Source organism: Streptomyces sp. NPDC051217, from assembly GCF_044455465.1.
Classification (GTDB): Bacteria; Actinomycetota; Actinomycetes; order Streptomycetales; family Streptomycetaceae; genus Streptomyces.
Genome location: NZ_JBITEV010000004.1, coordinates 452225 through 473775, shown reverse-complemented (window position 1 = coordinate 473775; position 21551 = coordinate 452225). Strand labels below are relative to the sequence as shown.

At 69.8% G+C, this 21551-nt stretch carries 23 protein-coding genes; 9 read left to right on the top strand and 14 right to left on the bottom strand.

Annotated features, from left to right (window positions below):
- Window positions 1–561: 561 nt before the first annotated feature.
- Entirely contained in the window at window positions 562–1203 is a 642-nt protein-coding gene (locus ACIBBB_RS13420) for a DNA-3-methyladenine glycosylase (protein ID WP_398981287.1), read from the bottom strand.
- A gap of 75 nt (window positions 1204–1278) precedes the next feature.
- Between ACIBBB_RS13420 and ACIBBB_RS13415 the strand changes: the two genes are divergently transcribed.
- The 3 genes from ACIBBB_RS13415 (at window position 1279) to ACIBBB_RS13405 (ending at window position 3389) form a co-directional block, all read left to right on the top strand.
- Window positions 1279–2061 (top strand): sporulation protein, encoded by a 783-nt coding sequence (locus ACIBBB_RS13415; RefSeq protein WP_398981285.1) that lies wholly within the window; start codon window positions 1279–1281, stop codon window positions 2059–2061.
- An 86-nt stretch (window positions 2062–2147) separates the two neighbouring features.
- Window positions 2148–2687 (top strand): YbhB/YbcL family Raf kinase inhibitor-like protein, encoded by a 540-nt coding sequence (locus tag ACIBBB_RS13410; protein WP_398981283.1) that lies wholly within the window; start codon window positions 2148–2150, stop codon window positions 2685–2687.
- Window positions 2688–2876: 189 nt separating this feature from the next.
- On the top strand, window positions 2877–3389 hold the full coding sequence (locus ACIBBB_RS13405) for an HNH endonuclease (RefSeq protein WP_384318830.1): 513 nt from the start codon (window positions 2877–2879) through the stop codon (window positions 3387–3389).
- A gap of 95 nt (window positions 3390–3484) precedes the next feature.
- On the opposite strand, the gene ACIBBB_RS13400 is transcribed toward ACIBBB_RS13405, so the two are convergent.
- The 4 genes from ACIBBB_RS13400 to ACIBBB_RS13385 all read right to left on the bottom strand — a co-directional run bounded on the left by ACIBBB_RS13400 (window position 3485) and on the right by ACIBBB_RS13385 (window position 6840).
- Complete coding sequence (locus ACIBBB_RS13400) at window positions 3485–4252, bottom strand: sulfite exporter TauE/SafE family protein (protein ID WP_398981280.1); 768 nt, start codon at window positions 4250–4252, stop codon at window positions 3485–3487.
- A 160-nt stretch (window positions 4253–4412) separates the two neighbouring features.
- Entirely contained in the window at window positions 4413–5342 is a 930-nt protein-coding gene (locus tag ACIBBB_RS13395; protein WP_189108739.1) for an SPFH domain-containing protein, read from the bottom strand.
- A gap of 147 nt (window positions 5343–5489) precedes the next feature.
- Window positions 5490–5918, bottom strand: coding sequence for an NfeD family protein (locus ACIBBB_RS13390; RefSeq protein ID WP_398981278.1), 429 nt, complete (start codon window positions 5916–5918; stop codon window positions 5490–5492).
- A 130-nt stretch (window positions 5919–6048) separates the two neighbouring features.
- Complete coding sequence (locus ACIBBB_RS13385) at window positions 6049–6840, bottom strand: ABC transporter ATP-binding protein (RefSeq protein WP_398981276.1); 792 nt, start codon at window positions 6838–6840, stop codon at window positions 6049–6051.
- Between the two features lie 124 nt (window positions 6841–6964).
- Here ACIBBB_RS13385 and ACIBBB_RS13380 point away from each other — a divergent pair, with 124 nt between their 5' ends.
- The gene (locus tag ACIBBB_RS13380) at window positions 6965–7753 is read left to right on the top strand and encodes a hypothetical protein (RefSeq protein WP_398981274.1); all 789 of its coding nucleotides are present in this window, start codon (window positions 6965–6967) and stop codon (window positions 7751–7753) included.
- A gap of 99 nt (window positions 7754–7852) precedes the next feature.
- Here the strand turns inward: ACIBBB_RS13380 and ACIBBB_RS13375 are convergent, their stop codons facing one another.
- The 3 genes from ACIBBB_RS13375 to ACIBBB_RS13365 form a co-directional block, all read right to left on the bottom strand.
- Window positions 7853–8104: a chaplin gene (locus tag ACIBBB_RS13375; protein WP_398981272.1), complete on the bottom strand. Its 252-nt coding sequence runs from the start codon at window positions 8102–8104 to the stop codon at window positions 7853–7855.
- A 140-nt stretch (window positions 8105–8244) separates the two neighbouring features.
- Window positions 8245–8892: a response regulator gene (locus ACIBBB_RS13370; RefSeq protein WP_398981270.1), complete on the bottom strand. Its 648-nt coding sequence runs from the start codon at window positions 8890–8892 to the stop codon at window positions 8245–8247.
- Complete coding sequence (locus ACIBBB_RS13365; protein ID WP_398981268.1) at window positions 8885–10030, bottom strand: GAF domain-containing sensor histidine kinase; 1146 nt, start codon at window positions 10028–10030, stop codon at window positions 8885–8887. Before ACIBBB_RS13365 ends, ACIBBB_RS13370 begins: the two co-directional genes overlap by 8 nt.
- Before the next feature lie 467 nt (window positions 10031–10497).
- On the opposite strand from ACIBBB_RS13365, the gene ACIBBB_RS13360 reads away from it, so the two are divergent.
- From ACIBBB_RS13360 to ACIBBB_RS13350, 3 genes are all read left to right on the top strand, one after another.
- Window positions 10498–11196, top strand: a complete 699-nt coding sequence (locus ACIBBB_RS13360) for an SDR family NAD(P)-dependent oxidoreductase (protein WP_398981266.1) — start codon at window positions 10498–10500, stop codon at window positions 11194–11196.
- Window positions 11193–12353, top strand: coding sequence for an S-adenosylmethionine:tRNA ribosyltransferase-isomerase (locus ACIBBB_RS13355; RefSeq protein WP_398981264.1), 1161 nt, complete (start codon window positions 11193–11195; stop codon window positions 12351–12353). The genes ACIBBB_RS13360 and ACIBBB_RS13355 overlap by 4 nt, the downstream gene beginning before the upstream one ends.
- Before the next feature lie 260 nt (window positions 12354–12613).
- Complete coding sequence (locus ACIBBB_RS13350) at window positions 12614–13339, top strand: transglycosylase SLT domain-containing protein (RefSeq protein WP_398981262.1); 726 nt, start codon at window positions 12614–12616, stop codon at window positions 13337–13339.
- A gap of 132 nt (window positions 13340–13471) precedes the next feature.
- Here ACIBBB_RS13350 and ACIBBB_RS13345 read toward each other — a convergent pair whose 3' ends face one another.
- A complete protein-coding gene (locus ACIBBB_RS13345) occupies window positions 13472–15985 on the bottom strand; it encodes an FHA domain-containing protein (protein WP_398981259.1) in 2514 nt (837 codons plus the stop codon).
- Between the two features lie 306 nt (window positions 15986–16291).
- Here ACIBBB_RS13345 and serB point away from each other — a divergent pair, with 306 nt between their 5' ends.
- On the top strand, window positions 16292–17557 hold the full coding sequence (gene serB / locus ACIBBB_RS13340) for a phosphoserine phosphatase SerB (protein ID WP_398981257.1): 1266 nt from the start codon (window positions 16292–16294) through the stop codon (window positions 17555–17557).
- 114 nt (window positions 17558–17671) lie between these two features.
- Here serB and ACIBBB_RS13335 read toward each other — a convergent pair whose 3' ends face one another.
- The 4 genes from ACIBBB_RS13335 to ACIBBB_RS13320 form a co-directional block, all read right to left on the bottom strand.
- Window positions 17672–18190 (bottom strand): SixA phosphatase family protein, encoded by a 519-nt coding sequence (locus tag ACIBBB_RS13335; RefSeq protein WP_398981255.1) that lies wholly within the window; start codon window positions 18188–18190, stop codon window positions 17672–17674.
- Between the two features lie 85 nt (window positions 18191–18275).
- The gene (locus ACIBBB_RS13330; RefSeq protein ID WP_398981252.1) at window positions 18276–18482 is read right to left on the bottom strand and encodes a hypothetical protein; all 207 of its coding nucleotides are present in this window, start codon (window positions 18480–18482) and stop codon (window positions 18276–18278) included.
- 281 nt (window positions 18483–18763) lie between these two features.
- Window positions 18764–18880, bottom strand: coding sequence for an SGM_5486 family transporter-associated protein (locus ACIBBB_RS13325; protein WP_268240593.1), 117 nt, complete (start codon window positions 18878–18880; stop codon window positions 18764–18766).
- A 17-nt stretch (window positions 18881–18897) separates the two neighbouring features.
- Window positions 18898–20196, bottom strand: a complete 1299-nt coding sequence (locus ACIBBB_RS13320) for a CynX/NimT family MFS transporter (protein ID WP_398981250.1) — start codon at window positions 20194–20196, stop codon at window positions 18898–18900.
- A 144-nt stretch (window positions 20197–20340) separates the two neighbouring features.
- On the opposite strand from ACIBBB_RS13320, the gene ACIBBB_RS13315 reads away from it, so the two are divergent.
- Window positions 20341–21015: a FadR/GntR family transcriptional regulator gene (locus ACIBBB_RS13315; RefSeq protein ID WP_398981248.1), complete on the top strand. Its 675-nt coding sequence runs from the start codon at window positions 20341–20343 to the stop codon at window positions 21013–21015.
- Window positions 21016–21034: 19 nt separating this feature from the next.
- On the opposite strand, the gene ACIBBB_RS13310 is transcribed toward ACIBBB_RS13315, so the two are convergent.
- Complete coding sequence (locus tag ACIBBB_RS13310) at window positions 21035–21481, bottom strand: hypothetical protein (RefSeq protein WP_398981246.1); 447 nt, start codon at window positions 21479–21481, stop codon at window positions 21035–21037.
- Window positions 21482–21551: the final 70 nt, after the last annotated feature.

Here is a 21551-nt window from a genome sequence, read left to right as displayed (position 1 = left end):
CAGGATCAAACTCTCCGTGAATGCTTTCCCGACCCCACAAAAAGAGCCCGGTGACACCACGAGAGCGGAACAACCAGATCGGAATAAGACCGGTCATTCACAGCGTCCTCGCTGTGTTTCTATCAAAGGAACCCAACCCAACCCACAGAAAGTGGACCAGGCCGGGGTATCAACATATCTGGCGTTGACTTTTGGCACGCTGTTGAGTTCTCAAGGAACGGACGCTTCCTTTGTACTCACCCTCTCGGGCTTTCCTCCGGGCTTCCCTTCGGTCTTGCTGTCCTGCGTTTCCGACTCTATCAGAACCTTTCGGCGCCTGATTCCCAGTCGGCGGGACCGCCTAATCAGTTATCCGCTTTCGCGTTTCCCTTTCGGCGTGTCCACTACGTTAACCGATTCCCCGGGCGACTCATAATCGGGTCGAGAGAGTTCGAATTTCGGCACGCCGAAATAGAACCCGTCAGGGGAAAATCGTAGGTAGTGGGTGGCCGCTTCGGGCTGCTGAAGAGCAAGACCCGTGTAAAGCGGCTCGGACTACATTAGGCGTCCCGCCCCGGCGCGTCAAGTTGCCCGTCGGCGAGGAGTGTGGGCTCGGTACGGGCTCACCGTCGGGTCGCCGTCGATCCAGAACCGCCAGGGGTGCGGGGCGCCCTCGCCGCCCACCCCGGTACGTGGGCCACTGCGTACCTGGTCACGGGGCGGCGGCGTACCCGTGAGCACCGACAAGGGCGCGTCGCCGCCGGTGCACACGTCCGTGCCGTTCAGCGCGCGGTCGACGTCAAGGCCGGTGGCCAACCGGGCCGGGCCTTTGGCCAGTTCCTTGTCGTTGCGGGCCGAGACACGTCGTTTCCGTACCTGCTCCGCTCCCTCCCGGATCTCGCCGGCACGCAGCAGTACACCGCTCGCCCGGCCCTGCGGGCCGCACACCAGGTTGAGGCAGTGCCACATGCCGTACGTGAAGTAGACATACGCGTGGCCGGGCGGGCCGAACATCACGCTGTTGCGGTCGGTGCGGCCACGGTAGGCGTGGGAGCCCGGGTCGATGTCGCCCGCGTACGCCTCCACTTCCGTGAGGCGGAGTTCTATCGTTCCTTCCGCCGTGCGGCGCAGGAGAGTTCGGCCCAGCAGGTCGGGGGCGACCTCCAGCACGGGCCGGTTGAAGAAGTCACGGGGCAGCGGCGTACGGTCGGGGCGCTCGATCATGTCGTCCGAGCGTAGCGGGGGAACCGCCCGCGGTCGTGACGCGTATGTAGAGGTCAGGATCTAGGAGGAGTGACTATGGGCTTCAAGAGGCTGCTCGCGAGCATGGGCGCCGGCGGTGCGTCCGTCGAGACCGAGCTGACCGAGCAGAACGTCGTGCCGGGCGGGGTCGTCCAGGGCGAGGTGCGTATCCAGGGCGGATCGGTCGACCAGCAGATCGAGGGACTCTCCGTCGGTCTCCAGGCCCGCGTCGAGGTCGAGGGCGGGGACCAGGAGGTCAAGCAGGACCTGGAGTTCGTCAAGCAGCGTCTCGGTGGTGCCTTCGAGGTCAAGGCCGGCGGAGTCCACATCGTGCCGTTCGGGCTTGAGATCCCGTGGGAGACCCCGGTCACGAGCATCGGCGGGCAGCAGCTGCACGGCATGAACATCGGTGTGACGACGGAGCTGGAGATCGCCCGCGCGCTGGACTCCGGCGACCTGGACCCGATCAACGTGCACCCGCTGCCGGCCCAGCAGGCCATCCTGGACGCCTTCATCAGCCTGGACTTCCGCTTCCGCAGCGCGGACATGGAGCGTGGGCACATCCGCGGGACGCGTCAGCGGCTGCCGTTCTACCAGGAGATCGAGTTCGCTCCGCCGCAGCGGTACCGCGGGCTGAACCAGGTCGAGCTGACGTTCATCGCGGACGACCGCGAGATGGACGTCATCGTGGAGATGGACAAGAAGCCGGGCCTGTTCAGTGAGGGCAGCGACTCGTACCGCGCCTTCAAGGTGGGTCTGAACGACTTCCAGGCAACCGACTGGGCCGCCTATCTCAACCAGTGGATCGCGGACGTCGGCGGGCGTCGCAACTGGGCCTGAGGTCCGTACGGCCTTAGTCTCGGCTGCGGAAGGCCGCCGGGCCCCGCGAGGCGCGGCGGCACCAAGCCGAATCCGGAGGTTCAGTAGTGACCGAGGCGAAGAGGGCTCCACTCCCTCATGACTTCCACCCGCCTGTGCCGTCCTTCACCGTGGTGAGCGACGACATCGCGCCGGGTGCGGTCCTGAAGGACGCCCAGGTCTTCGCGGCGGGGAACACATCGCCGCACCTGCGGTGGGAGGGGTTCCCCGCGGAGACCAAGAGCTTTGCCGTGACGTGTTTCGACCCGGACGCGCCGACCGGCAGCGGTTTCTGGCACTGGGGGCTGTTCGACATCCCGGCGTCCGTCACCGAGCTTCCGGCCGGCGCGGGTTCCCGTTCGTTCGAGGGGCTGCCCAAGGGCGCCGTGCACGCCCGTAACGACTACGGGTCGAAGGACTTCGGGGGTGCCGCTCCCCCGGCGGGTGATCCCGCTCACCGTTATGTGTTCACGGTGTACGCGGTGGACAGTGACACGCTGGGCCCGGACTCGGACGCCTCGCCCGCCGTGGTCGGCTTCAATCTGCGGTTCCACACGCTCGCGCGTGCGCAGCTGATCGGTGAGTACGCCGCACCCGCGGAGAGCTGACCGTTCAGCTGTTGTTTGCCCTGCCCTGGTCTTGGAGAGATCAGAGCAGGGCATTTTTTCGTTGCGGGGGTTATTGGGGTCGTCCTCGGAACTCGGATAGGCGGATATTGCGTTGTCCATCTTGGCGCGCCCGGCCAGAGTTGATCCCAGCCCGCCGTCCGGCGGGACGGCACACGGGAGGTGGGCGGGATGCGGGACACGCTGGTACTGAATGCGAGCTTCGAGCCGCTGTCGACGGTGACACTCAACCGTGCGGTGGTGCTGGTCCTTCAGGACAAGGCCGTCGTCGAGCAGTCCCACCCGGCTCTGCGGGTGCGTGCGGCCGCGGTGGATCTGCCGGTGCCCCGGGTGATCAGGCTCTGCCGGTATGTACGGGTGCCCTTCCGAAGACAGGCACCATGGTCGAGACGTGGGGTGCTGATACGCGACCAGCACCGGTGCGCGTACTGCGGTCGGCGCGCGACGACCGTGGACCATGTGCTGCCGAGGTCGCGTGGTGGTGCGGACAGCTGGCTCAATACGGTCGCCTCGTGTGCCGAGGACAATCATCGTAAGGCCGACCGGACGCCGGAGCAGGCCGGAATGCCGCTGCTGCACGAGCCGTTCGTGCCGTCGCCGGCCGACGCGATGCTGCTGGCGCTGCGGGCCGGTGAGCGGTCGGCGCTGCCGCAGTGGCTGGCGGGGGCCGGTGCGGCCGCGTAGACGTTGACTTCTTCCTTCCCGTCACTCCCGGCGCCGTTGTCGCGGGACAGCCCGTCTCCGTATGCCGGAGGCGGGCTTTCGCGTGCGGGGTCCGCTCAGCGGGTGACCAGTTGGACGATGGCGACGGTGCCGACGATCACGATCATCGCTCGCATCACGGCGGGTGAGAGTCGTCGGCCGACCTTCGCGCCGAGTTGGCCGCCGATGGCGGACCCGACGGCGATCAGGACGACGGCCGTCCAGTCGAACTCGGCCACGAAGAGGAAGAAGACCGCGGCGATGGTGTTCACGATGGCGGCGAGGACGTTCTTGACGGCGTTGAGCCGCTGCATCTCCTCGTCGATCAGCATGCCCATGAGGGACATGTAGATGATTCCCTGGGCGGCTGTGAAGTAGCCGCCGTAGACGCTGGCGGCCATGACGCCACCGAAGAGGAGTGGTCCGCCGTCGGTCTTTGTGACGACGTTCTTCCGCGCGCGGTGGCGCTGGACGGTCCTGGAGAGCCGGGGCTGGAGGATCACCAGGACGAGGGCGAGGCTCACCAGGATCGGCACGATCGTCTCGAAGGCCGTCGAGGGCAGTGAGACGAGCAGGATCGCCCCGCAGAGCCCGCCGCAGACGGCGGCGGTGCCCAGGCGCATGATGCGCCGGCGCTGTCCGGTGAGTTCCGCGCGGTAGCCGATGGCCCCGCTGACGGCGCCCGGTATCAGGCCGAGCGCGTTGGAGACGGTGGCGGTGACCGGCGGCAGGCCGGTGGCGAGCAGCACCGGGAAGGTGATCAGCGTGCCCGAGCCGACGATGGCGTTGATGGTGCCGGCGCAGGTGCCCGCGACGAACACGGCGAGCATCTCCCAGATGGTCACGCGACACGTCCCTCGATGATCGGTGGTTGTTGAACCGATCATGCCCGAGGGCGGGGCCGTTCCCGTACGACGGGTGGTGCGTCGCACGGGAACGTGACGTACGGATCAGAGAAGGACGGATCAGATGGAGAAGCGCCGGTGGCGCCGGGCGGTGGCGCCGTCAGTCGAGCGGTGCCTGCTGGCGGCGCTCCTTGCCGGTGTTGAAGCCCGGTACGCCGGAGCCGAGGTTGTCGAACGCGCCGCTGAGTCCCTTGAGCGCGTCGCCGATCTCGCTGGGCACGATCCAGAGCTTGTTGGCGTCGCCCTCGGCGATCTTGGGGAGCATCTGGAGGTACTGGTAGGCGAGGAGTTTCTGGTCGGGGTCTCCGGCGTGGATGGACTCGAAGACCGTACGGATGGCCTGGGCCTCGCCCTCGGCGCGCAGGGCGGCCGCCTTGGCCTCACCTTCGGCGCGCAGGATCGCGGACTGCTTCTCACCCTCCGCGGTGAGGATCGCGGACTGGCGGATGCCCTCGGCGGTGAGGATCGCGGCGCGCTTGTCGCGGTCCGCGCGCATCTGCTTCTCCATCGAGTCCTGGATGGAGGTCGGCGGCTCGATGGCCTTGAGCTCGACGCGGTTGACGCGGATGCCCCACTTGCCGGTCGCTTCGTCGAGGACGCCGCGCAGGGCCGCGTTGATCTCCTCGCGGGAGGTGAGGGTCCGCTCCAGGTCCATGCCGCCGATGATGTTGCGCAGCGTGGTGACGGTGAGCTGCTCGATCGCCTGGATGTAGCTGGCGACTTCGTACGTCGCGGCGCGGGCGTCCGTGACCTGGTAATAGATCACGGTGTCGATGTTGACCACCAGGTTGTCCTGGGTGATCACCGGCTGGGGCGGGAAGGGGACGACCTGTTCACGGAGGTCGATGCGGTTGCGGATCGAGTCGATGAACGGGACCACGATGTTCAGGCCCGCGTTGAGCGTGCGGGTGTAGCGCCCGAAGCGCTCCACGATGGCGGCGCTCGCCTGCGGGATGACCTGGATCGTCTTGATCAGGGCGATGAATACAAGCACCACCAGGATGACCAAGACGATGATGATTGATGGCATCGCGTTCTCTACTGCCCTTCGCTGCCGAACTGCCGGACTGTCAGATGATCGAGTTTCGCAGAACACGCCTGCGTGTGCGGGGCGTTCGGTCTGGTTGCCCTGGCCGGGCTCACTTCGCGCGGGGTGCGCGGTGCCCCCGGGGGGCGCTTACATCACCACCGCGGTGGCGCCGTCGATCTCGGCCACGTCGACCTTCTCCCCCGGTTCAAAGGCCTGTTCGGCGTCGAGTGTGCGTGCCGACCAGATCTCTCCGGCGAGTTTGATCCGGCCGCCGCTGCCGTCGACCCGTTCGACGACCACGGCCTGACGCCCCTTCAGGGCGTCGATTCCCGTGGCCAGCCGGGGAGTTCGGGCGCCTTGTCTGGCCGCGAGGGGCCGGACGACGGCGATGAGCGCGACGGAGACCACCACGAAGACAAGGACCTGCGCCACGATTCCGCCACCGAGCGCCGCGACGACGGCACCGGCCACCGCACCCACCGAGAACATCCCGAACTCGGGCATCGCCGTCAGGACGAGCGGTATCGCCAGTCCCACGGCCGCGATCAGCCACCACACCCATGCTTCGATTTCCACATCATCATGGTAGGTGGGCGGGTCCGGTCCGGACAGGGGGTGCGATCAGGTCATCTACGCTGCCCAGGCGCCGTCTTGGCCGCCGGCGGCCATGAGACGGCCGTGAGATCGGCGTCGGATCGACGGGGGATCAGCGCAGCGGGAGACCGCGTGCGGACCAGCGGTCGTCGGCCTGCTCCACGACGAGGGGGAGGCCGAAGCAGAGGGAGAGGTTACGGGAGGTCAGCTCGGTCTCCATGGGGCCGGCGGCGAGGACCTTGCCCTGGCGGATCATGAGGACGTGGGTGAAGCCGGGGGCGATCTCCTCGACATGGTGGGTGACCATGATCATGGAGGGGGCGTACGGGTCCCTGGCGAGCCGGCCGAGGCGGCGTACGAGATCCTCCCGGCCGCCGAGGTCGAGACCGGCGGCGGGCTCGTCGAGGAGGAGCAGTTCGGGGTCGGTCATCATGGCGCGGGCGATCAGGGTGCGCTTGCGCTCGCCCTCGGAGAGGGTGCCGAACCTGCGGTCGAGGTACTCGGTCATGCCGAGCCGGTCGAGAAAGGCGCGGGCGCGCTGTTCGTCGACGTCGTCGTAGTTCTCGTGCCAGGTGGCGGTCATGCCGTACGCGGCGGTGAGGACGGTCTGGAGCACGGTCTGGCGCTTGGGCAGTTTCTCGGCCATGGCGACGCCGGCGATGCCGATGCGGGGGCGGAGCTCGAAGACGTCGACCTTGCCGAGCTTGTCGCCGAGGATCTTGACCTTGCCGGTGGAGGGGAAGAGGTAGCTGGACGCGAGGTTGAGGAGGGTCGTCTTGCCGGCGCCGTTGGGGCCCAGAATCACCCAGCGTTCGCCTTCCTTGACGGACCAGGAGACATCGTCCACCAGAGCGCGTCCGTCGCGGACCACGGATACGTCCACCAGCTCCAGTACATCGCTCATGAGCGCGTTGTCTCCCCATGCAGTCTTGAGATCTGGCATGCGCCTGTGGGCGCAGCTCCACAGGGAAAACCTACGCCACCGGTCCGGCGGTCAACTCCTTAGGTCCGTTCCCTAGGCTGGGGCCATGCTTTCCGAACCACGCTCAGGACTGTTGGCGGCCTGGGGAAATGCCCTCCTTGCCGGTTTCGTATCGCCGGACGACGCGGCTCTCGCGATCGTCGGGCCGGACGCGGTGCACCGGGTGGCCGGGATGCCGGGCGAGGCGGGACCGGTCGGGCTGACGCTGGCGCTCGGGCGGCTGCGCGCGCTGGGGGTGAGCGGGTACCGGGTGGCGCTCCCGGCGCCGGGTCATCCGCTGGGGCTGAGCGGGCCGCCGGAGTTCAACGCCCGCGCGCTGGAGGCCGAGGAGGCGGTGATCGCCTCGGGGGCGCCGTACGGGCTGGTGCCCGAGGTGTCCGCGGTGGGGCCCGAGGGCGACCTTCATGTCGAGGTGGTCTGGCACTGTCTGCCGGTGCGCGAGGCGCCGCCCGCGGACGTGCCGTCGCTCGGGGAGGCGGAGCGGGAGCTGGCCGAGGCGCTGCGGGACGCGACGGCCGCGTTGTCGCAGCTGGATGTCGCGGCGTCGGGGCCGGTGGCCGAGGCGGCGCTGGACGCGTACCGGGCGCGGTCGGAGCGGGGCCGGGAGGTGCTGGCTCCGGGCTATCCGCCGCGCGCCGTACGGGTGCTGGAGCTGGCGCAGCGGGTGGGGCTGCTCGTGGCGCTGGCGCGGGAGCACGGGCACGGCGGGGCGGTGAGCGCGTCGGAGATGGCGGCGCGTGGTGACTTGCTGCGGCCGGTGGAGCGGGTGTCGAGGCGGGCGCAGGTCGCCGCGTACAACGCGTATGTGGAGGAGATGGAGCGCGGGCCGCGCTGAGCGCGGTCGTGAGTGTGAGCAACGGAACGGCCCCGGTGCCCGTCGCGGTGGACGGGCACCGGGGCCGCGGTGCCTGGCAGGCGGTGGCGCCGGCGCGGATCAGACGTTGAAGCCGCCGTTGCCGAACGCCGGGTTGAGGACGCCGATCACGTTGACCGTGTTGCCGACCGCGTTCACGGGGATCTGCACCGGGACCTGAACGAGGTTGCCGGAGCCGACGCCCGGGGAGTGCACGGCCTTGCCGTCGGCCTGGGCGTGGGGGCCGCCGGTGGCGAAGGCGGCGCCGGAGCCCGCGGCGACGAGGCCACCGGCGATCATGGTGAGGGCAGCGGCCTTCTTAAGGTTGTTCATTTTCAGGATCCTCCATCGCAAGGGCCGCGGCGGTTCTCCGCGGCACGCCATGGAGAACGCCCGGACGCCTCCGGGGATACGCCGTGTGGGGGACATACACACGACGGTATGAATCTCAGATCGGAATACGACGTTCCGGATCAGCCGGTGATGCCGTGCCGTACGGCCCACAGCGCCGCCTGCGTGCGGTCCGCGAGATCCAGCTTCATCAGGATGTTCGAGACATGGGTCTTGACGGTCTTCTCCGAGAGGACGAGCGCGCGGGCGATCTCCCGGTTGGAGCGGCCGTCCGCGATCAGGGTGAGCACCTCGCGCTCCCGGTCGGTGAGCGAGGACCCCCTGCCGTGTCCGGACCCGGGGTCGTCCTGGGCCAGCAGGGCGCCCGCCACCTCCGGCTGGAGCAGGACATGACCGGCGTGTACGGAACGGATGGCGCCGGCCAGCGCCTCCGGGTCGACGTCCTTGTACACGTAGCCCGCGGCCCCGGCCCGCAGCGCGGGCACCACCGTGCGCTGCTCGGTGAAGCTCGTCACGATCAGCACCTTGGCCGGGTTGGCGAGCTCTCGGAGCTTGCGCAGCGCCTCGATACCGTCCGTGCCCGGCATCTTGATGTCCATCAGGACGACGTCCGGGCGCAGCTCCTCCGCGCCGGCCACGCCCTCGTCGCCGTCGGACGCCTCACCGACGACCTCTATGTCGTCCTGGATCTCCAGGAAGGTGCGCAGTCCGCGGCGGACCACCTGGTGGTCGTCCACCAGCAGTACACGGATTCTCTTGTCGTCAGCCACCGGGAACTTCCATCTCGATCGTGGTGCCCTGTCCGGGCGCCGATTGCACCGTCAGCCTGCCGCCGACACCGCTCGACCTGTCCCGCATCGAGACGAGCCCGAGGTGGCGGCCGGCCCTGCGGACCGTCCTCGGTTCGAAGCCCTTGCCGTTGTCGGTGATGCTGAGCACCGCGCCCTGGCCCCGGCGGGCGATGGTCACGTCGACCCGCTCGGCGCCGGAGTGGCGCAGCGCGTTGTGGAGCGCTTCCTGGGCCACGCGCAGCATCGCCTCCTCCTGGGAGGCGGGCAGGGCCCGTATGCCGCAGCTGTCGAAGGTGACGTGCGCGGAGTGCGCGCGGTCGAGGACCTGGATCTGGGTGCGCAGGGTGTGGACGAGGCCGTCCTCGTCCAGGGCGGCGGGGCGGAGCTCGACGACCGCGGCCCGCAGCTCGTCGGCGGCCTCGGCGGCGAGGTCGGCGACCTGCTGCAGTTCGCCCTTGGCCCGTGCCGGGTCACGGTCGATGAGGCTGGAGACGGCCTGGGCGGTCAGGCGCAGGGAGAAGAGTTTCTGGCTGACGGCGTCGTGGAGCTCGTGGGCGAGCCGTGAGCGCTCCTCGGCGATGGTCAGCTCCCGGCTGCGCTCGTACAGCCTGGCGTTGGTGAGGGCGATCGCCGCGTGCTGGGCGAGGATGCCGAGAAGCTCCTCGTCCTCCTCGGTGAATCCGCAGCCGCCGGCCGGCTTGGGGCAGCGCTTGTTGGCGAGGAAGAGCGTGCCGATCGTCTCGTCGCCGTCGCGGATGGGCAGGCCGAGGAAGTCGGACATGTCGGGGTGGGCGGAGGGCCAGCCCTCGAAGCGGGGGTCCTCCTTCACATCGGCGAGCCGCTCGGGCCGCGCGTCGTGCAGCATCGCCGCGAGAATGCCGTGCTGGCGCGGGAGCGGGCCGATGGCCTTCCACTGCGCGTCGCTGACTCCGTCGACCACGAACTGGGCGAAGCCGCCGTGGTCGTCGGGCACTCCGAGCGCGGCGTACTCCGCGTCGAGCAGTTCACGGGCGGAGGCGACGATCGTCTTGAGGACGTCCCGCACCTCCAGATGCCTGCTCATCGCGAGAAGTGCGGTGCTCACGGCCGCGAGCCCGGAGCTCGGTCGATGGCTCATGGCCTCACGGTACCGGCGGCCGGGACCGGCCGGATCGGACCTCGGACGCAGTGGACGAGGGCTTGCGGACTAGGTCGTGTCCGCGAAGTAGCGCCGTCCGCCCGCAGGGCGGGGCCCGCGGCGGCTGGTGCGGTGCGCCGCGGGGCGGGGGATCGTGCTCGTACTGGACGTACTTGGCCGCCTGGAGACAAGGCGGCGAGGTGCCGTGCTCCCAGTCGGCGTACGCGCCGAAGTCGCCCCACTCGTCGCAGGCGTCGCGGGTCGGGCGGGACTTTTCGGACACGACCTAGGTCGTGTGGTGAAAGTCCCGTCCGGCCCGCGACGCCCGGCACGCACGCCCTAGGCCGAAGTGCCTCCGGGGGGCGGGACCCGCGCCCGAGGCGGCGGGTCGCTTGTCCTTTCTATGTTGAGGACAACGGCTCTCGGCGACGTCCGGGGCCGACGCGAGGCGAGAAGGAGCGGACGCCATGTCGGTAGCGATCATCACGGGGGCTTCCAAGGGACTGGGGCGCGCACTCGGCGGGGCGCTCGCCGAGGACGGGTGGGATCTGGTGCTGGACGCCAGGACGCCGGGCGCGCTGGAGAAGGCGGCCCGGGAGATCCGGGCCCACGGGACGCGCGTGACGGCGGTCCCCGGGGATGTGATCGATCCCGTCCACCGCGCGGAGCTGGTCGCGGCGGCGGCAGCGCTCGGCGGGCTCGATCTGCTGGTGAGCAATGCCAGCGCGCTGGGCGCGGAGCCCCTCGTACGGCTGGACACGCTGGCGCTCGACGGGCTGCGCGCCGCGCTGGAGACGAATGTGGTGGCGGCGCTCGGGCTCGTACAGGAGTCCCTGCCGCTGCTGCGGGCCGGCGGCGCGGGCACGGTGATCGCCGTCAGCTCGGACGCGGCTGCGGAGGCGTACGAGACCTGGGGCGGGTACGGGGCGTCCAAGGCCGCGCTCGACCACCTGGCCGCCGTGCTCGCCGTGGAGGAGCCGGAGCTGCGGGTGTGGACGGTCGATCCGGGCGACATGCAGACCGATCTGTACGCGGCGGCCGTGCCGGACGACGGTGACCCACGGCCGGATCCGCGGTCCGTGGTGCCGGGCTTCCTGCGGCTGCTCCGGCAGCGGCCGACGAGCGGGCGCTACTCGGCCACCTCGCTGCTGGGGGTGGCCTCATGACCGGGGCGACCGTGCGGCGGACGGGCCTGGAGGGGCCGGGCGGCCCGAAGGGGCTGGAGGGGCTTCGGGTGCCGGACGCGCTCTCCGCGCGGGTGCCGGCCGAACAGCGCGGCTCGGGGCGGGACGACGTACGGCTGCTGGTGTCCCGGGGCACGGTGGTGTCGCACCACGTCTTCGGGGAGCTGCCGGGGCAGCTGCGGGCCGGGGACGTGCTGGTGGTGAACACCTCGCGGACACTGCCGGCGGCCGTCGACGGGCGGCTCGGGGCGGAGCGGCTGGTCGTTCACTTCTCCACGCGGGGGGACGACGGCCGGTGGGCGGTGGAGCTGCGGACGCCGGGGGCACTGGGGGCGCCGGGCCGGGGCGGGCGCAAGGGGGCGACGCAGGCGCGTGCGGGGGGTCCGGCCGGGGCGGTCGTACGGCTGCCGGGCGGCGGGCACCTCGTACTGGAGGAGCCGCTGGACCCGGCGGGCACGCGGCTGTGGTGGGCGCGGGTCGACGGCGGGGGCGTGCCGGGGCTGCTGGGCCGGCACGGCCGTCCGATCCGCTACGGGTACACGGAGCGGGACCAGCCGCTCTCGGCGTACCAGACGGTCTTCGCGCTCCCCTCCCCCGACGGCACGGGCTCGGCGGAGATGCCGAGTGCCGGCCGGCCCTTCACCGCGCGGCTGGTGGCGGAGCTGGTGAGCCGGGGCGTGCAGTTCGCGCCGATCAGGCTGGACACGGGGGTGGCGTCGGCGGAGGCGTACGAGCCGCCGTACCCGGAGCGCTTCGAGGTGCCGGCGACGACGGCCCGGCTGGTGAACGCGGCCGTGGCGGGCGGCGGGCGGATCGTCGCGGTCGGGACGACGGCCGTACGGGCGCTGGAGTCGGCGGCCGGTCCCCGCGGGGGCGTCCGGGCGGCCTCGGGCTGGACGGATCTGGTCATCACGCCGCGGCGCGGGGTGCGCGTCGTCGACGGGCTGCTGACCGGGCTGCACGAGCCGGAGGCCTCGCATCTGCTGATGCTGGAGGCGATCGCCGGCCGCGAGGCGCTGGAGGCCGGTTATACCGAGGCTGTACGGCATCTCTACCTCTGGCACGAGTTCGGCGACGTCCACCTCGTACTGCCGGATGAGAACGCTCACTCTCCGAGTTGCGCCAGCAACCTCTGGTGAAGTCGGACCTTCCCCGATGTGACGCCGCACATAGGACGCAGATCACTTACGAAGGTACGTAGTGGACATTTCGATGGGTGTAGAGATGCCATGAGTGGGTAGCGGGGTGTCTCATTTACACCCCTTTCAACTATCACGGGTCGTACGTCACACCTTTGCCACAGAGTTTTGCTGCCGCTAAGAATTGCAGCCGTCGCCGCCGTTCAGGCATCTGGCTAACCGGCCTCCGCGACGCCCCGCTATTCGAAGAGGTATGTCGTATGACCGCGTCCAGCACCCCTGGCAACCGACTGAACAAGAGCCACAAGCTCTCGATCGCCGGCGTGACAGCCGTCGCCGCCGCGGCCCTCACCTTCTCCTTGATCCCGGGCAACGCATCCGCCGAGGGCTCGGGCAAGGCCGTGGCCGCGTCCACGTCCACCGCCCCGGTGGCGTTCAACTCGACCACGGGCGGCACGCAGGCCGCCGCCATCCAGAAGAGCCTGGCCAAGCAGCACAGCATGGCCGACCGCATCGCGGAGATTCACGCGAAGCAGGACTCGGCCGAGTCGAAGGCCAAGGCGAAGGCCAAGGCCGACGCCAAGGAAGAGGCAGCCGCGAAGGCGAAGAAGCGCGCGGCCACGAAGGAGAAGGCCAACCGCTCCGCCGACCGCAAGCCCGCCTACGCCAACAACCTGAACGGATGGATCAAGGAAGCCCTGTCCATCATGAAGAAGGAGAAGATCCCCGGCACGTACGAGGGTCTGCACCGCAACATCATGCGTGAGTCCAGCGGCGACCCGAAGGCGATCAACAACTGGGACATCAACGCGAAGAACGGCGTCCCGTCGATCGGCCTGCTCCAGGTGATCAAGCCGACCTTCGACACCTACCACGTCAAGGGCACGCCGGACAGCCAGTACCACCCGGTCGCCAACATCGTGGCCGCGGCCAACTACGCCGCCGACCGGTACGGCTCGATCGACAACGTCGACAGCGCCTACTGAGACACCGCACGACAAGGCCAGACCACGCACCACGCACCACGCACAGACGCGTGGCACGCGCGACACGCACAGACGCCGGTGGGCGGCACCCCGCGAAGGGGTGCCGCCCACCGGCGGCGTGCGTGTTCCGCGTTACTTGCGCATGACCTCCGGCTCGTGGCGGCGCAGCAACCGCGCCACCACGAATCCGCACAGGATGCCGATGAACAGCAGGACCGAGAGGTTGAAGCCCCACTGCCCGATCGAGTGGTCCCAGAGCGGGTCCAGGTCGTTGGGGCTCTTCGGGTCCCACGGCGGCATCAGATGCGCCAGATCGAGGGTCGAGCCGGTGCCGGCGATCGCCCAGCGCGAGGGCATCAGCCAGGCGAACTGCTCCAGGCCGGGCGAACCGTAGACCTGGAAGAGCGTGCCGGTGAAGACGACCTGGACGATCGCGAACATGACCAGCAGCGGCATGGTCTTCTCGGCGGTCTTCACCAGCGAGGAGATCACCAGGCCGAACATCATCGAGGTGAAGCCCAGCGCGATGATCATGACGCACATCTCGACGGCCGGCGGCATGATCAGACCCTCGTCGGGCAGCGCGCGCGGCGCGAAACCGATGCCACAGATGATGACGCCCTGGAAGGCCGTGATCACGCCGAGCACGATGACCTTGGACATCAGATACGCGGAGCGGGACAGACCGGTGGCCCGTTCCCGTTCGTAGATCACCCGTTCCTTGATCAGCTCACGTACCGAGTTGGCCGCACCCGAGAAGCACATGCCGACCGCGAGGATCAGCAGGATCGTTCCGGCCTTGCCGTTGAACCTGGACGGCGGGTCGGGCGGGCCGAGACCGAACTCCGCCGGGATCACGACGCTCACCACGCCGAGGACGGCGGGCAATATCACCATCAGACCGAGGAAGCCCCGGTCGGAGGCGATCACCGAGGAGTAGCGGCGGATCAGCGTCCAGAGCTGGGAGCCCCAGCTCTGCGGCTTCGGCGGGCGCATCTGCTGCGGCGAGGGCATATGGACGGACTGCGCGGCGACGGCGTCGATGTCGGCGGCGTACATCTGATAGTGCTGCGAACCGCGCCAGCGGCCCGCCCAGTCGTAGTCGCGGTAGTTCTCGAACGCCGAGAAGACATCGGCCCAGGTGGTGTAGCCGAAGAAGTTGAGCGCTTCCTGCGGCGGTCCGAAGTACGCGACAGAGCCGCCGGGCGCCATGACGAGCAGCTTGTCGCAGATCGCCAGCTCGGCCACGGAGTGGGTGACGACGAGAACGGTACGGCCGTCGTCGGCGAGGCCGCGCAGGAGCTGCATGACGTCGCGGTCCATGCCCGGGTCGAGGCCGGAGGTCGGCTCGTCCAGGAAGATCAGCGACGGCTTGGTCAGCAGTTCGAGCGCCACGGAGACACGCTTGCGCTGGCCGCCGGAGAGCGAGGTGACCCGCTTCTCCTTGTGGATGTCGAGCTTGAGCTCGCGCAGCACCTCGCCGATACGGGCCTCACGCTCGGACTCGGCGGTGTCACCGGGGAACCGGAGCTTGGCGGCGTACTTGAGTGCCTTCCGTACGGTCAGCTCCTTGTGCAGGATGTCGTCCTGCGGGACCAGACCGATGCGCTGGCGCAGCTCGGCGAATTGCTTGTACAGATTCCTGTTGTCGTACAGGACGTCGCCCTCGTTGGCGGGCCGGTAGCCGGTGAGCGCCTTGAGGAGCGTGGACTTTCCGGAGCCCGAGGGGCCGATAACCGCGATCAGCGACTTCTCGGGGACGCCGAAGGAGACGTCCTTGAGGATCTGCTTGCCGCCGTCGACCGTCACCGTGAGGTGGCGGGCGGAGAACGAGACCTCACCGGTGTCGACGAACTCTTCCAGCCGGTCGCCGACGAGGCGGAAGGTCGAGTGACCGACGCCGACGATGTCGTTCGGGCCGAGGAGCGCCGTACCGGACTTCGGGATCGGCTGACCGTTGACGTACGTGCCGTTGTGGGATCCGAGGTCGCGGATCTGGAAACGGCCGTCGGGCGTCGACGTGAACTCGGCGTGCAGACGCGAGACCTGGAGGTCGGAGACGACCAGCTCGTTCTCCAGCGCACGGCCGATGCGCATCACCCGGCCGAGGGCCATCTGGTGGAAGGTGGTCGGGCTGCGGTCCCCGTACACCGGTGGGGCCCCCGCCGCGCCACCGGATCCGGGACCGCCGGCACCGGGGCCCCCCGGCCCTCCGTGCTGCGACGGTACGTAGCCAGGCTGCTGCTGTTGCTGCGGCCAACCCTGCTGCTGAGGAGGCTGCTGTTGCTGAGGGGCCCAGCCGGGGCCACCCTGCGGCTGCGGCTGCTGTTGCGGCTGCGCGGGCGCGTGCTGCACCTGCGGCGCCTGGGGCGCTGCCGCACCGTTGAGATTCAGCAGCGGTCCGTCGGTCGCATTGCCGAGATGCACAGCGGTACCAGGACCGATTTCCATCTGGTGGATCCGCTGGCCCCGCACATAAGTGCCGTTGGTGCTGCCGTGGTCCTCAATTACCCAACTACGGCCCCCCCAGCTGATGGTGGCGTGACGCCACGAGACGCGCGCGTCATCGATCACCAAGTCGCCCTGCGGATCACGCCCCAGGCTGTACGACCTGGACTGATCGAGCGCCCAGGTCCTTCCGTTCATTTCAAGTACGAGTTCCGGCACTCCATGCCCCACTGGTTGTCCCCCGGGTTACCCCCCTCGCGGGGAGTCTAGGGATGGCGAACATCGTGGGGAACTATTTCAGGCCCGGCCCCTTATACGAAAGTCGGGCCTCACGAAAGAGCGCAAAATCCCGTTCGTGGCGCGGCGAAACGTAAGTGAACACGCTCAAACCCCACAAGCGGGACGCGGGTCTGGACGTATGCCGGCGGAGGGTTCGGAGAGGGCTGTCCGGCACGCGGAACACCGGGTCGCACCACCCGTCCCGCCCGATACGGTGGGAACACCATGAGCGCATCGCAGCCCCGTCAGACCACTGACGCAGCCCCCACGCTTCTCGTCAAGATCTTCGGGAAGGACCGACCGGGGATCACCGCCGGCCTCTTCGACACCCTCGCCGCCTACTCGCTCGACGTCATAGACATCGAGCAGGTCGTCACCCGTGGCCGTATCGTCCTGTGCGCGCTCGTCACCTCGCCCGAGGCCGGCGGCAGCACGGAGGGCGAGCTGCGCGCGACCGTCCACAGCTGGGCCGACTCCCTGAAGCTCCAGGCGGAGATCATCTCCGGGACCGGCGACAACAGGCCGCGCGGCAGCGGCCGTTCCCATGTCACCGTGCTCGGGCATCCGCTGTCCGCCGAGTCGACGGCGGCCATCGCCGCCCGCATCACCTCGACCGGCGGGAACATCGACCGTATCTTCCGGCTGGCCAAGTACCCGGTCACGGCGGTGGAGTTCGCCGTGTCCGGCACGGCGACCGAACCGCTGCGCACCGCGCTGGCGACGGAGGCCGCCGAGATCGGGGTGGACATCGCCGTCGTCTCGGCCGGACTGCACCACCGGGCGCAGCGGCTGGTCGTCATGGACGTCGACTCGACCCTCATCCAGGACGAGGTCATCGAACTCTTCGCCGCGCACGCGGGCTGCGAGGAGCAGGTCGCCGAGGTGACGGCCAGGGCGATGGCCGGTGAGCTGGACTTCGAGCAGTCGCTGCACGCGCGCGTGGCGCTGCTGGCCGGACTCGACGCGTCGGTGGTGGAGAAGGTACGCGCGGAGGTACGGCTCACGCCCGGCGCCCGCACCCTCATCCGTACGCTCAAGCGGCTCGGCTATCAAGTGGGCGTCGTGTCAGGCGGGTTCACCCAGGTGACCGACGGGCTGAAGGATCAGCTCGGGCTGGACTTCGCCTCGGCGAACACGCTGGAGATAGTGGACGGGAAGCTCACCGGGCGGGTCGTGGGCGAGATCGTCGACCGGGCGGGCAAGGCCAGGCTGCTGCGCCGGTTCGCCGCCGAGGCCGGGGTGCCGCTGTCGCAGACCGTGGCGATCGGCGACGGCGCCAACGACCTCGACATGCTGAACGCGGCGGGGCTCGGGGTCGCGTTCAACGCCAAGCCCGTGGTCCGCAGGGCCGCGCACACGGCGGTGAACGTGCCCTTCCTCGACACCGTGCTCTATCTGTTGGGCATCACGCGCGAAGAGGTCGAAGAGGTGGAGGCCGCGGAGGCGGGAGGGGACACGGAGGGGACGGCGCAGGCGGGCCCGTCGCTCTGAGGCGGGGCCCCGCCGGACCTGTACGAGAGACGGAAGAGCCCCGGCACGCACACCGTGCCGGGGCTCTGTCGTAAGGGAGTTGGGGCGGTCGGGGAGGGTGGGGGACGCGCGCGGTCAGTCGTGCGGGGCCCAGTATTCGAGCAGCGTCCCCACGTCGGGCTCCACGGTCTTCCACGAGCCGGTGATCTCGATCACGGCGAACGCCGAGGTCGGGAACGCGCTCGCGGTCAGCCGGCCCAGGGCGTCGCCCTCGGCGCGCGCCGAGAGGGCGTCGGCGAGGGCGTGCACACCGGGGTTGTGGCCGATCAGAAGGAGGTCCTTCACCTCGTCCGGCGTCTCGGTGACCAGCGCCAGGAGGTCGCCGAGCGTGGCGTCGTACAACCGGTCCTCGTAGACGGTCCTGGGCCGCGACGGCAACTCGTGCACCGCCAGCTTCCAGGTCTCGCGCGTACGGGCCGCGGTCGAGCAGAGGGCCAGGTCGAAGGCGATGCCGGTCTCCGCAATCCGGCGGCCGGCCACCGGGGCGTCCGCGCGGCCTCGCTCTGCGAGCGGCCTCTCGTGGTCGGCCACGTCGGGCCAGTCGGCCTTCGCGTGCCGGAGTAGGACAATCCTGCGGGGTGTTTCGACGCTCATGCATCCCAGCTTCGCACGAAATGCGCCGTCAGGCGCGGGGTGTTGGAGGGGCCGCCCGACAGGGGTGAGCGTGACAACGACGGCACTACCGGGCGAGCGTCTGCTGGATCTGGATCACCACGCCGCCGACACCGGGCTCGCTCGCGGCGGCGCCGGCCGGGACGGGACCGGCCATCAGCAGCAGGAGCGCGGCGAACGCGAGGGCCGGGAGCACTACCGCCCACCAGGGCAGACGGATGTCGACGCTGTCGGGGGGCGAGTGGTGGGACCGGGTGTGCGTAGGGGCCGGCATGGCCGCCTCCGTAGGTCAGCGGTTGAAGTACCTCAAAGCTACGGATCAGCGGCCCCCGCTCCCATCCGGAGACCCACCTACTCGACCCTGACCCTGACCCCCTAGGGGAGGGTGGGGCCAGCCCCACCGTCCCCCTTCTTTTCAAGGGTCCGGTTCGCCTCCGGGGGCTTTGAGCCGCTGTCGACGGTCGACCGTGCTCGGTCCGCTCGTTCCTCACGGACCTGCGCGCGCTCTCCCTTTCGACAGCGGCGCGCCCTTCGGCTCACTCGCCGGGAGGGGCGTCACGGGGAGGCGATCGAGGCGATGACGGCGATCACGACCATGATGCCGATAATCGTGCCGAACATCATCAGCAGTTTCTTCTGGCCGTTCTGGGGATTCGGATCAAGGACTGGCATGCGCCCAGTTTCTCATCTCAGCATTCGTCCTCGATCGTCCGGTCCCGGCCCGCGACGACCCCCAGAATGATCTGCGGCACCATGAGCCCGGCCATCAGCGTGATCGGCAGCCCCCACCCGCCGCTGTGCTGGTACAGCACGCCCACCAGCAGCGGACCCGGGATGGAGATCAGATAGCCGGTGCTCTGCGCGAAGGCGGACAGCCGTACGACCCCGGCGCCGGTCCTCGCGCGCATGCCGATCATCGTGAGTGCCAGCGGGAAGGCGCAGTTGGAGACGCCCAGCAGTACCGCCCACACCCAGGCCCCGGCGGCGGGCGCGAGGAAGAGCCCCGTGTAGCCGGTCAGACCGCAGGCTCCCAGGGCGACGACGATCGGACCCTGGTTTTTCATCCGGGTGGCCAGCCGGGGGATCACGAAGGCCAGAGGGACGCCCATGACCATGGTGACGGCGAGCAGCAGCCCCGCCGTACCGGCCGAGACCCCCGCGTCACGGAAGATCTGCGGCATCCAGCCCATGGTGATGTACGCGCCGGTGGCCTGGAGGCCGAAGAAGCAGCCGAGCGCCCAGGCGGTACGGCTGCGGGCGATCCTCGGCCCCGCCGCCCGCGCCACTGCCGACGCCGACGCCGACGCCTGTTCGGGCTCGGGCCGCCGCCCCGCGACCTTCCGGTCGCGTACGAGAAGCGCCGCCCACGGCAGTACGGCGACGGCGGCGACCACCGCCCACAGACCCAGGCCGAGGCGCCAACTGCCGCCCAGCGCCGAGGTCATGGGGACGGTCGCGGCCGCCGCCACGGCCGTGCCGGCGGACAGCGCCATCGAGTAGAGCCCGGTCATGGTGCCGACCCGGTCGGGGAAGTACCGCTTCACGATCACCGGCATCAGCACGTTGCCGACGGCTATGCCCATCAGCGCGAGCGCGCTCGCCGCGAGGAAGGCGGCCGTCCCGCTGGTGAAAGGGCGGATCAGCAGACCGGCCGTGATGGCCACCAGGCCCGCGCAGACCACCGTGGCGGGCCCGAACCGGCGGGCCAGGCGCGGGGCCGTGACGCCGAAGACGGCGAAACAGAGCGCCGGGACGGAGGTGAGGACGCCGGCGACGCTGCCGCTCATATGGAGTCCGACGCGTACGTCTTCGAGGAGCGCGCCGAGGCTGGTGATGGCGGGGCGGAGATTGACGGCCGCGAGGACGAGCCCGACGACGAGAAGCCGGGTCAGCCACACGGTCTTCCGGGGTGAGGACGCGGGAGAATCGGCGGGCAGGGGCGCGGCGGCCTCCCGGAGCGGGAGCGGGGTCGTAGTCTCGTCCAGCATGAAGCCATCATAGAATCATGGGATGATTGGTTGTCCAATCGCCTGACGTCACTCACCCGGCGTCCGGCTCGTCCGGTCCGTAGAACCCACGTCGTCCCCCGGCGAAACTCACGCCGCCCCTCGGCACCGAGAACTTGGAGCACCATGGCCCTGACCTCTCCCCGGCGATCCGCGCTCTCCGATCAGGTGATCACCGAGCTGCGGAACCAGATCACGTCGGGCGAATGGCCGGTCGGCTCACGCATCCCCACCGAGCCCGAGCTGGTCGAGCAGCTGGGCGTGGCCCGTAACACCGTCCGCGAGGCGGTCCGCGCGCTGGCGCACAACGGGCTCCTGGACATCCGGCAGGGCTCGGGCACCTACGTCGTCGCCACGAGTGAGCTGGCCGGTGTGATGCACCGCAGGTTCGCCGGCGCCGACGCCCGGCACATCGCGGAGGTGCGCTCCACCCTCGAAGCCTCGGCGGCCCGGCTGGCGGCCGAGCGCCGTACGGAGCGGGACATGCGGCAGCTGGACACGTTGCTGGCGCACCGCGAGGAGGCGTGGACCGGCGGGGACGCCGATCTGTTCGTGGCCGCGGACGCGACCCTGCACCTGGCGGTGGTCTCGGCCTCGCACAACGAGGTGCTCACCGCGCTCTACGCGGATCTGAGCGATCTGCTGCGCGACGGGCTGCGCGCCGATGTGGGCCGTGAGCTGCGCCCGGCGTTCCATCTGGACCACTCACGGCTGGTGGAGGCCATCAGGGCGGGGGACGCGGAGACGGCGGGGGCGGAGGCGGCGAGCCACGCCTTCAGCTGTCTGCGCGAGACGGCCTGAGGGCGGCCGAGAGCCCTCGTCAGGGCACGACGCGCTCATGGCTGACCCAAGCCGATTCGATCTCCTTCCAGCAGCGCCCGGTGAGCCGGACGTAGCCGGCGGCACGGGCCTCGGCGGGCGCGCTGTCGGAGTCGATGTCCCACCAGCGCGCGCACTCGATGTGCAGCTGGACCCGGTCGGTCTCCGGGTACGGGTTGTGGCAGAACGCGGTCACCAGGGAGCCCTCGGCCGCCGTACGGCAGGAGGCCCCGAACGGTTCGCGCTCGCGGTCCTTGTCGCGGTCGTCACGGGCTTCGTCACTGTCCGCGTCCACCGCGACGCGGTCGACACCCAGCACGTCCGCCGCCAAGGTCTTGGCCGCCGGGGGCGGCGACTCGTCCCGTACGACGGCGGTGACGGCGAGGCCCGCCACGATCAGCACCGCCACCGTCAGTGAGGCAGCCGCCTTGCGTGCTTTCCGGTACACAGCGACACCTCCTCCCCGACCAGTGTGCGGGGAGTTGTCGCTCTTCTCGACTCGTACGGACACGGACAGT

Excerpts from the sequence above, each read along its gene's own strand:
- ACIBBB_RS13325 (WP_268240593.1), bottom strand. The coding sequence starts at position 18,880 with ATGCCAGTCCTTGATCCGAATCCCCAGAACGGCCAGAAGAAACTGCTG.
- ACIBBB_RS13405 (WP_384318830.1), top strand. The coding sequence starts at position 2,877 with ATGCGGGACACGCTGGTACTGAATGCGAGCTTCGAGCCGCTGTCGACG.
- ACIBBB_RS13375 (WP_398981272.1), bottom strand. The coding sequence starts at position 8,104 with ATGAACAACCTTAAGAAGGCCGCTGCCCTCACCATGATCGCCGGTGGC.
- ACIBBB_RS13345 (WP_398981259.1), bottom strand. The coding sequence starts at position 15,985 with ATGAACGGAAGGACCTGGGCGCTCGATCAGTCCAGGTCGTACAGCCTG.
- ACIBBB_RS13360 (WP_398981266.1), top strand. The coding sequence starts at position 10,498 with ATGTCGGTAGCGATCATCACGGGGGCTTCCAAGGGACTGGGGCGCGCA.
- ACIBBB_RS13380 (WP_398981274.1), top strand. The coding sequence starts at position 6,965 with ATGCTTTCCGAACCACGCTCAGGACTGTTGGCGGCCTGGGGAAATGCC.
- ACIBBB_RS13315 (WP_398981248.1), top strand. The coding sequence starts at position 20,341 with ATGGCCCTGACCTCTCCCCGGCGATCCGCGCTCTCCGATCAGGTGATC.
- ACIBBB_RS13415 (WP_398981285.1), top strand. The coding sequence starts at position 1,279 with ATGGGCTTCAAGAGGCTGCTCGCGAGCATGGGCGCCGGCGGTGCGTCC.
- serB (WP_398981257.1), top strand. The coding sequence starts at position 16,292 with ATGAGCGCATCGCAGCCCCGTCAGACCACTGACGCAGCCCCCACGCTT.
- ACIBBB_RS13365 (WP_398981268.1), bottom strand. The coding sequence starts at position 10,030 with ATGAGCCATCGACCGAGCTCCGGGCTCGCGGCCGTGAGCACCGCACTT.
- ACIBBB_RS13335 (WP_398981255.1), bottom strand. The coding sequence starts at position 18,190 with ATGAGCGTCGAAACACCCCGCAGGATTGTCCTACTCCGGCACGCGAAG.
- ACIBBB_RS13330 (WP_398981252.1), bottom strand. The coding sequence starts at position 18,482 with ATGCCGGCCCCTACGCACACCCGGTCCCACCACTCGCCCCCCGACAGC.
- ACIBBB_RS13350 (WP_398981262.1), top strand. The coding sequence starts at position 12,614 with ATGACCGCGTCCAGCACCCCTGGCAACCGACTGAACAAGAGCCACAAG.
- ACIBBB_RS13420 (WP_398981287.1), bottom strand. The coding sequence starts at position 1,203 with ATGATCGAGCGCCCCGACCGTACGCCGCTGCCCCGTGACTTCTTCAAC.
- ACIBBB_RS13385 (WP_398981276.1), bottom strand. The coding sequence starts at position 6,840 with ATGAGCGATGTACTGGAGCTGGTGGACGTATCCGTGGTCCGCGACGGA.
- ACIBBB_RS13355 (WP_398981264.1), top strand. The coding sequence starts at position 11,193 with ATGACCGGGGCGACCGTGCGGCGGACGGGCCTGGAGGGGCCGGGCGGC.
- ACIBBB_RS13320 (WP_398981250.1), bottom strand. The coding sequence starts at position 20,196 with ATGCTGGACGAGACTACGACCCCGCTCCCGCTCCGGGAGGCCGCCGCG.
- ACIBBB_RS13395 (WP_189108739.1), bottom strand. The coding sequence starts at position 5,342 with ATGCCATCAATCATCATCGTCTTGGTCATCCTGGTGGTGCTTGTATTC.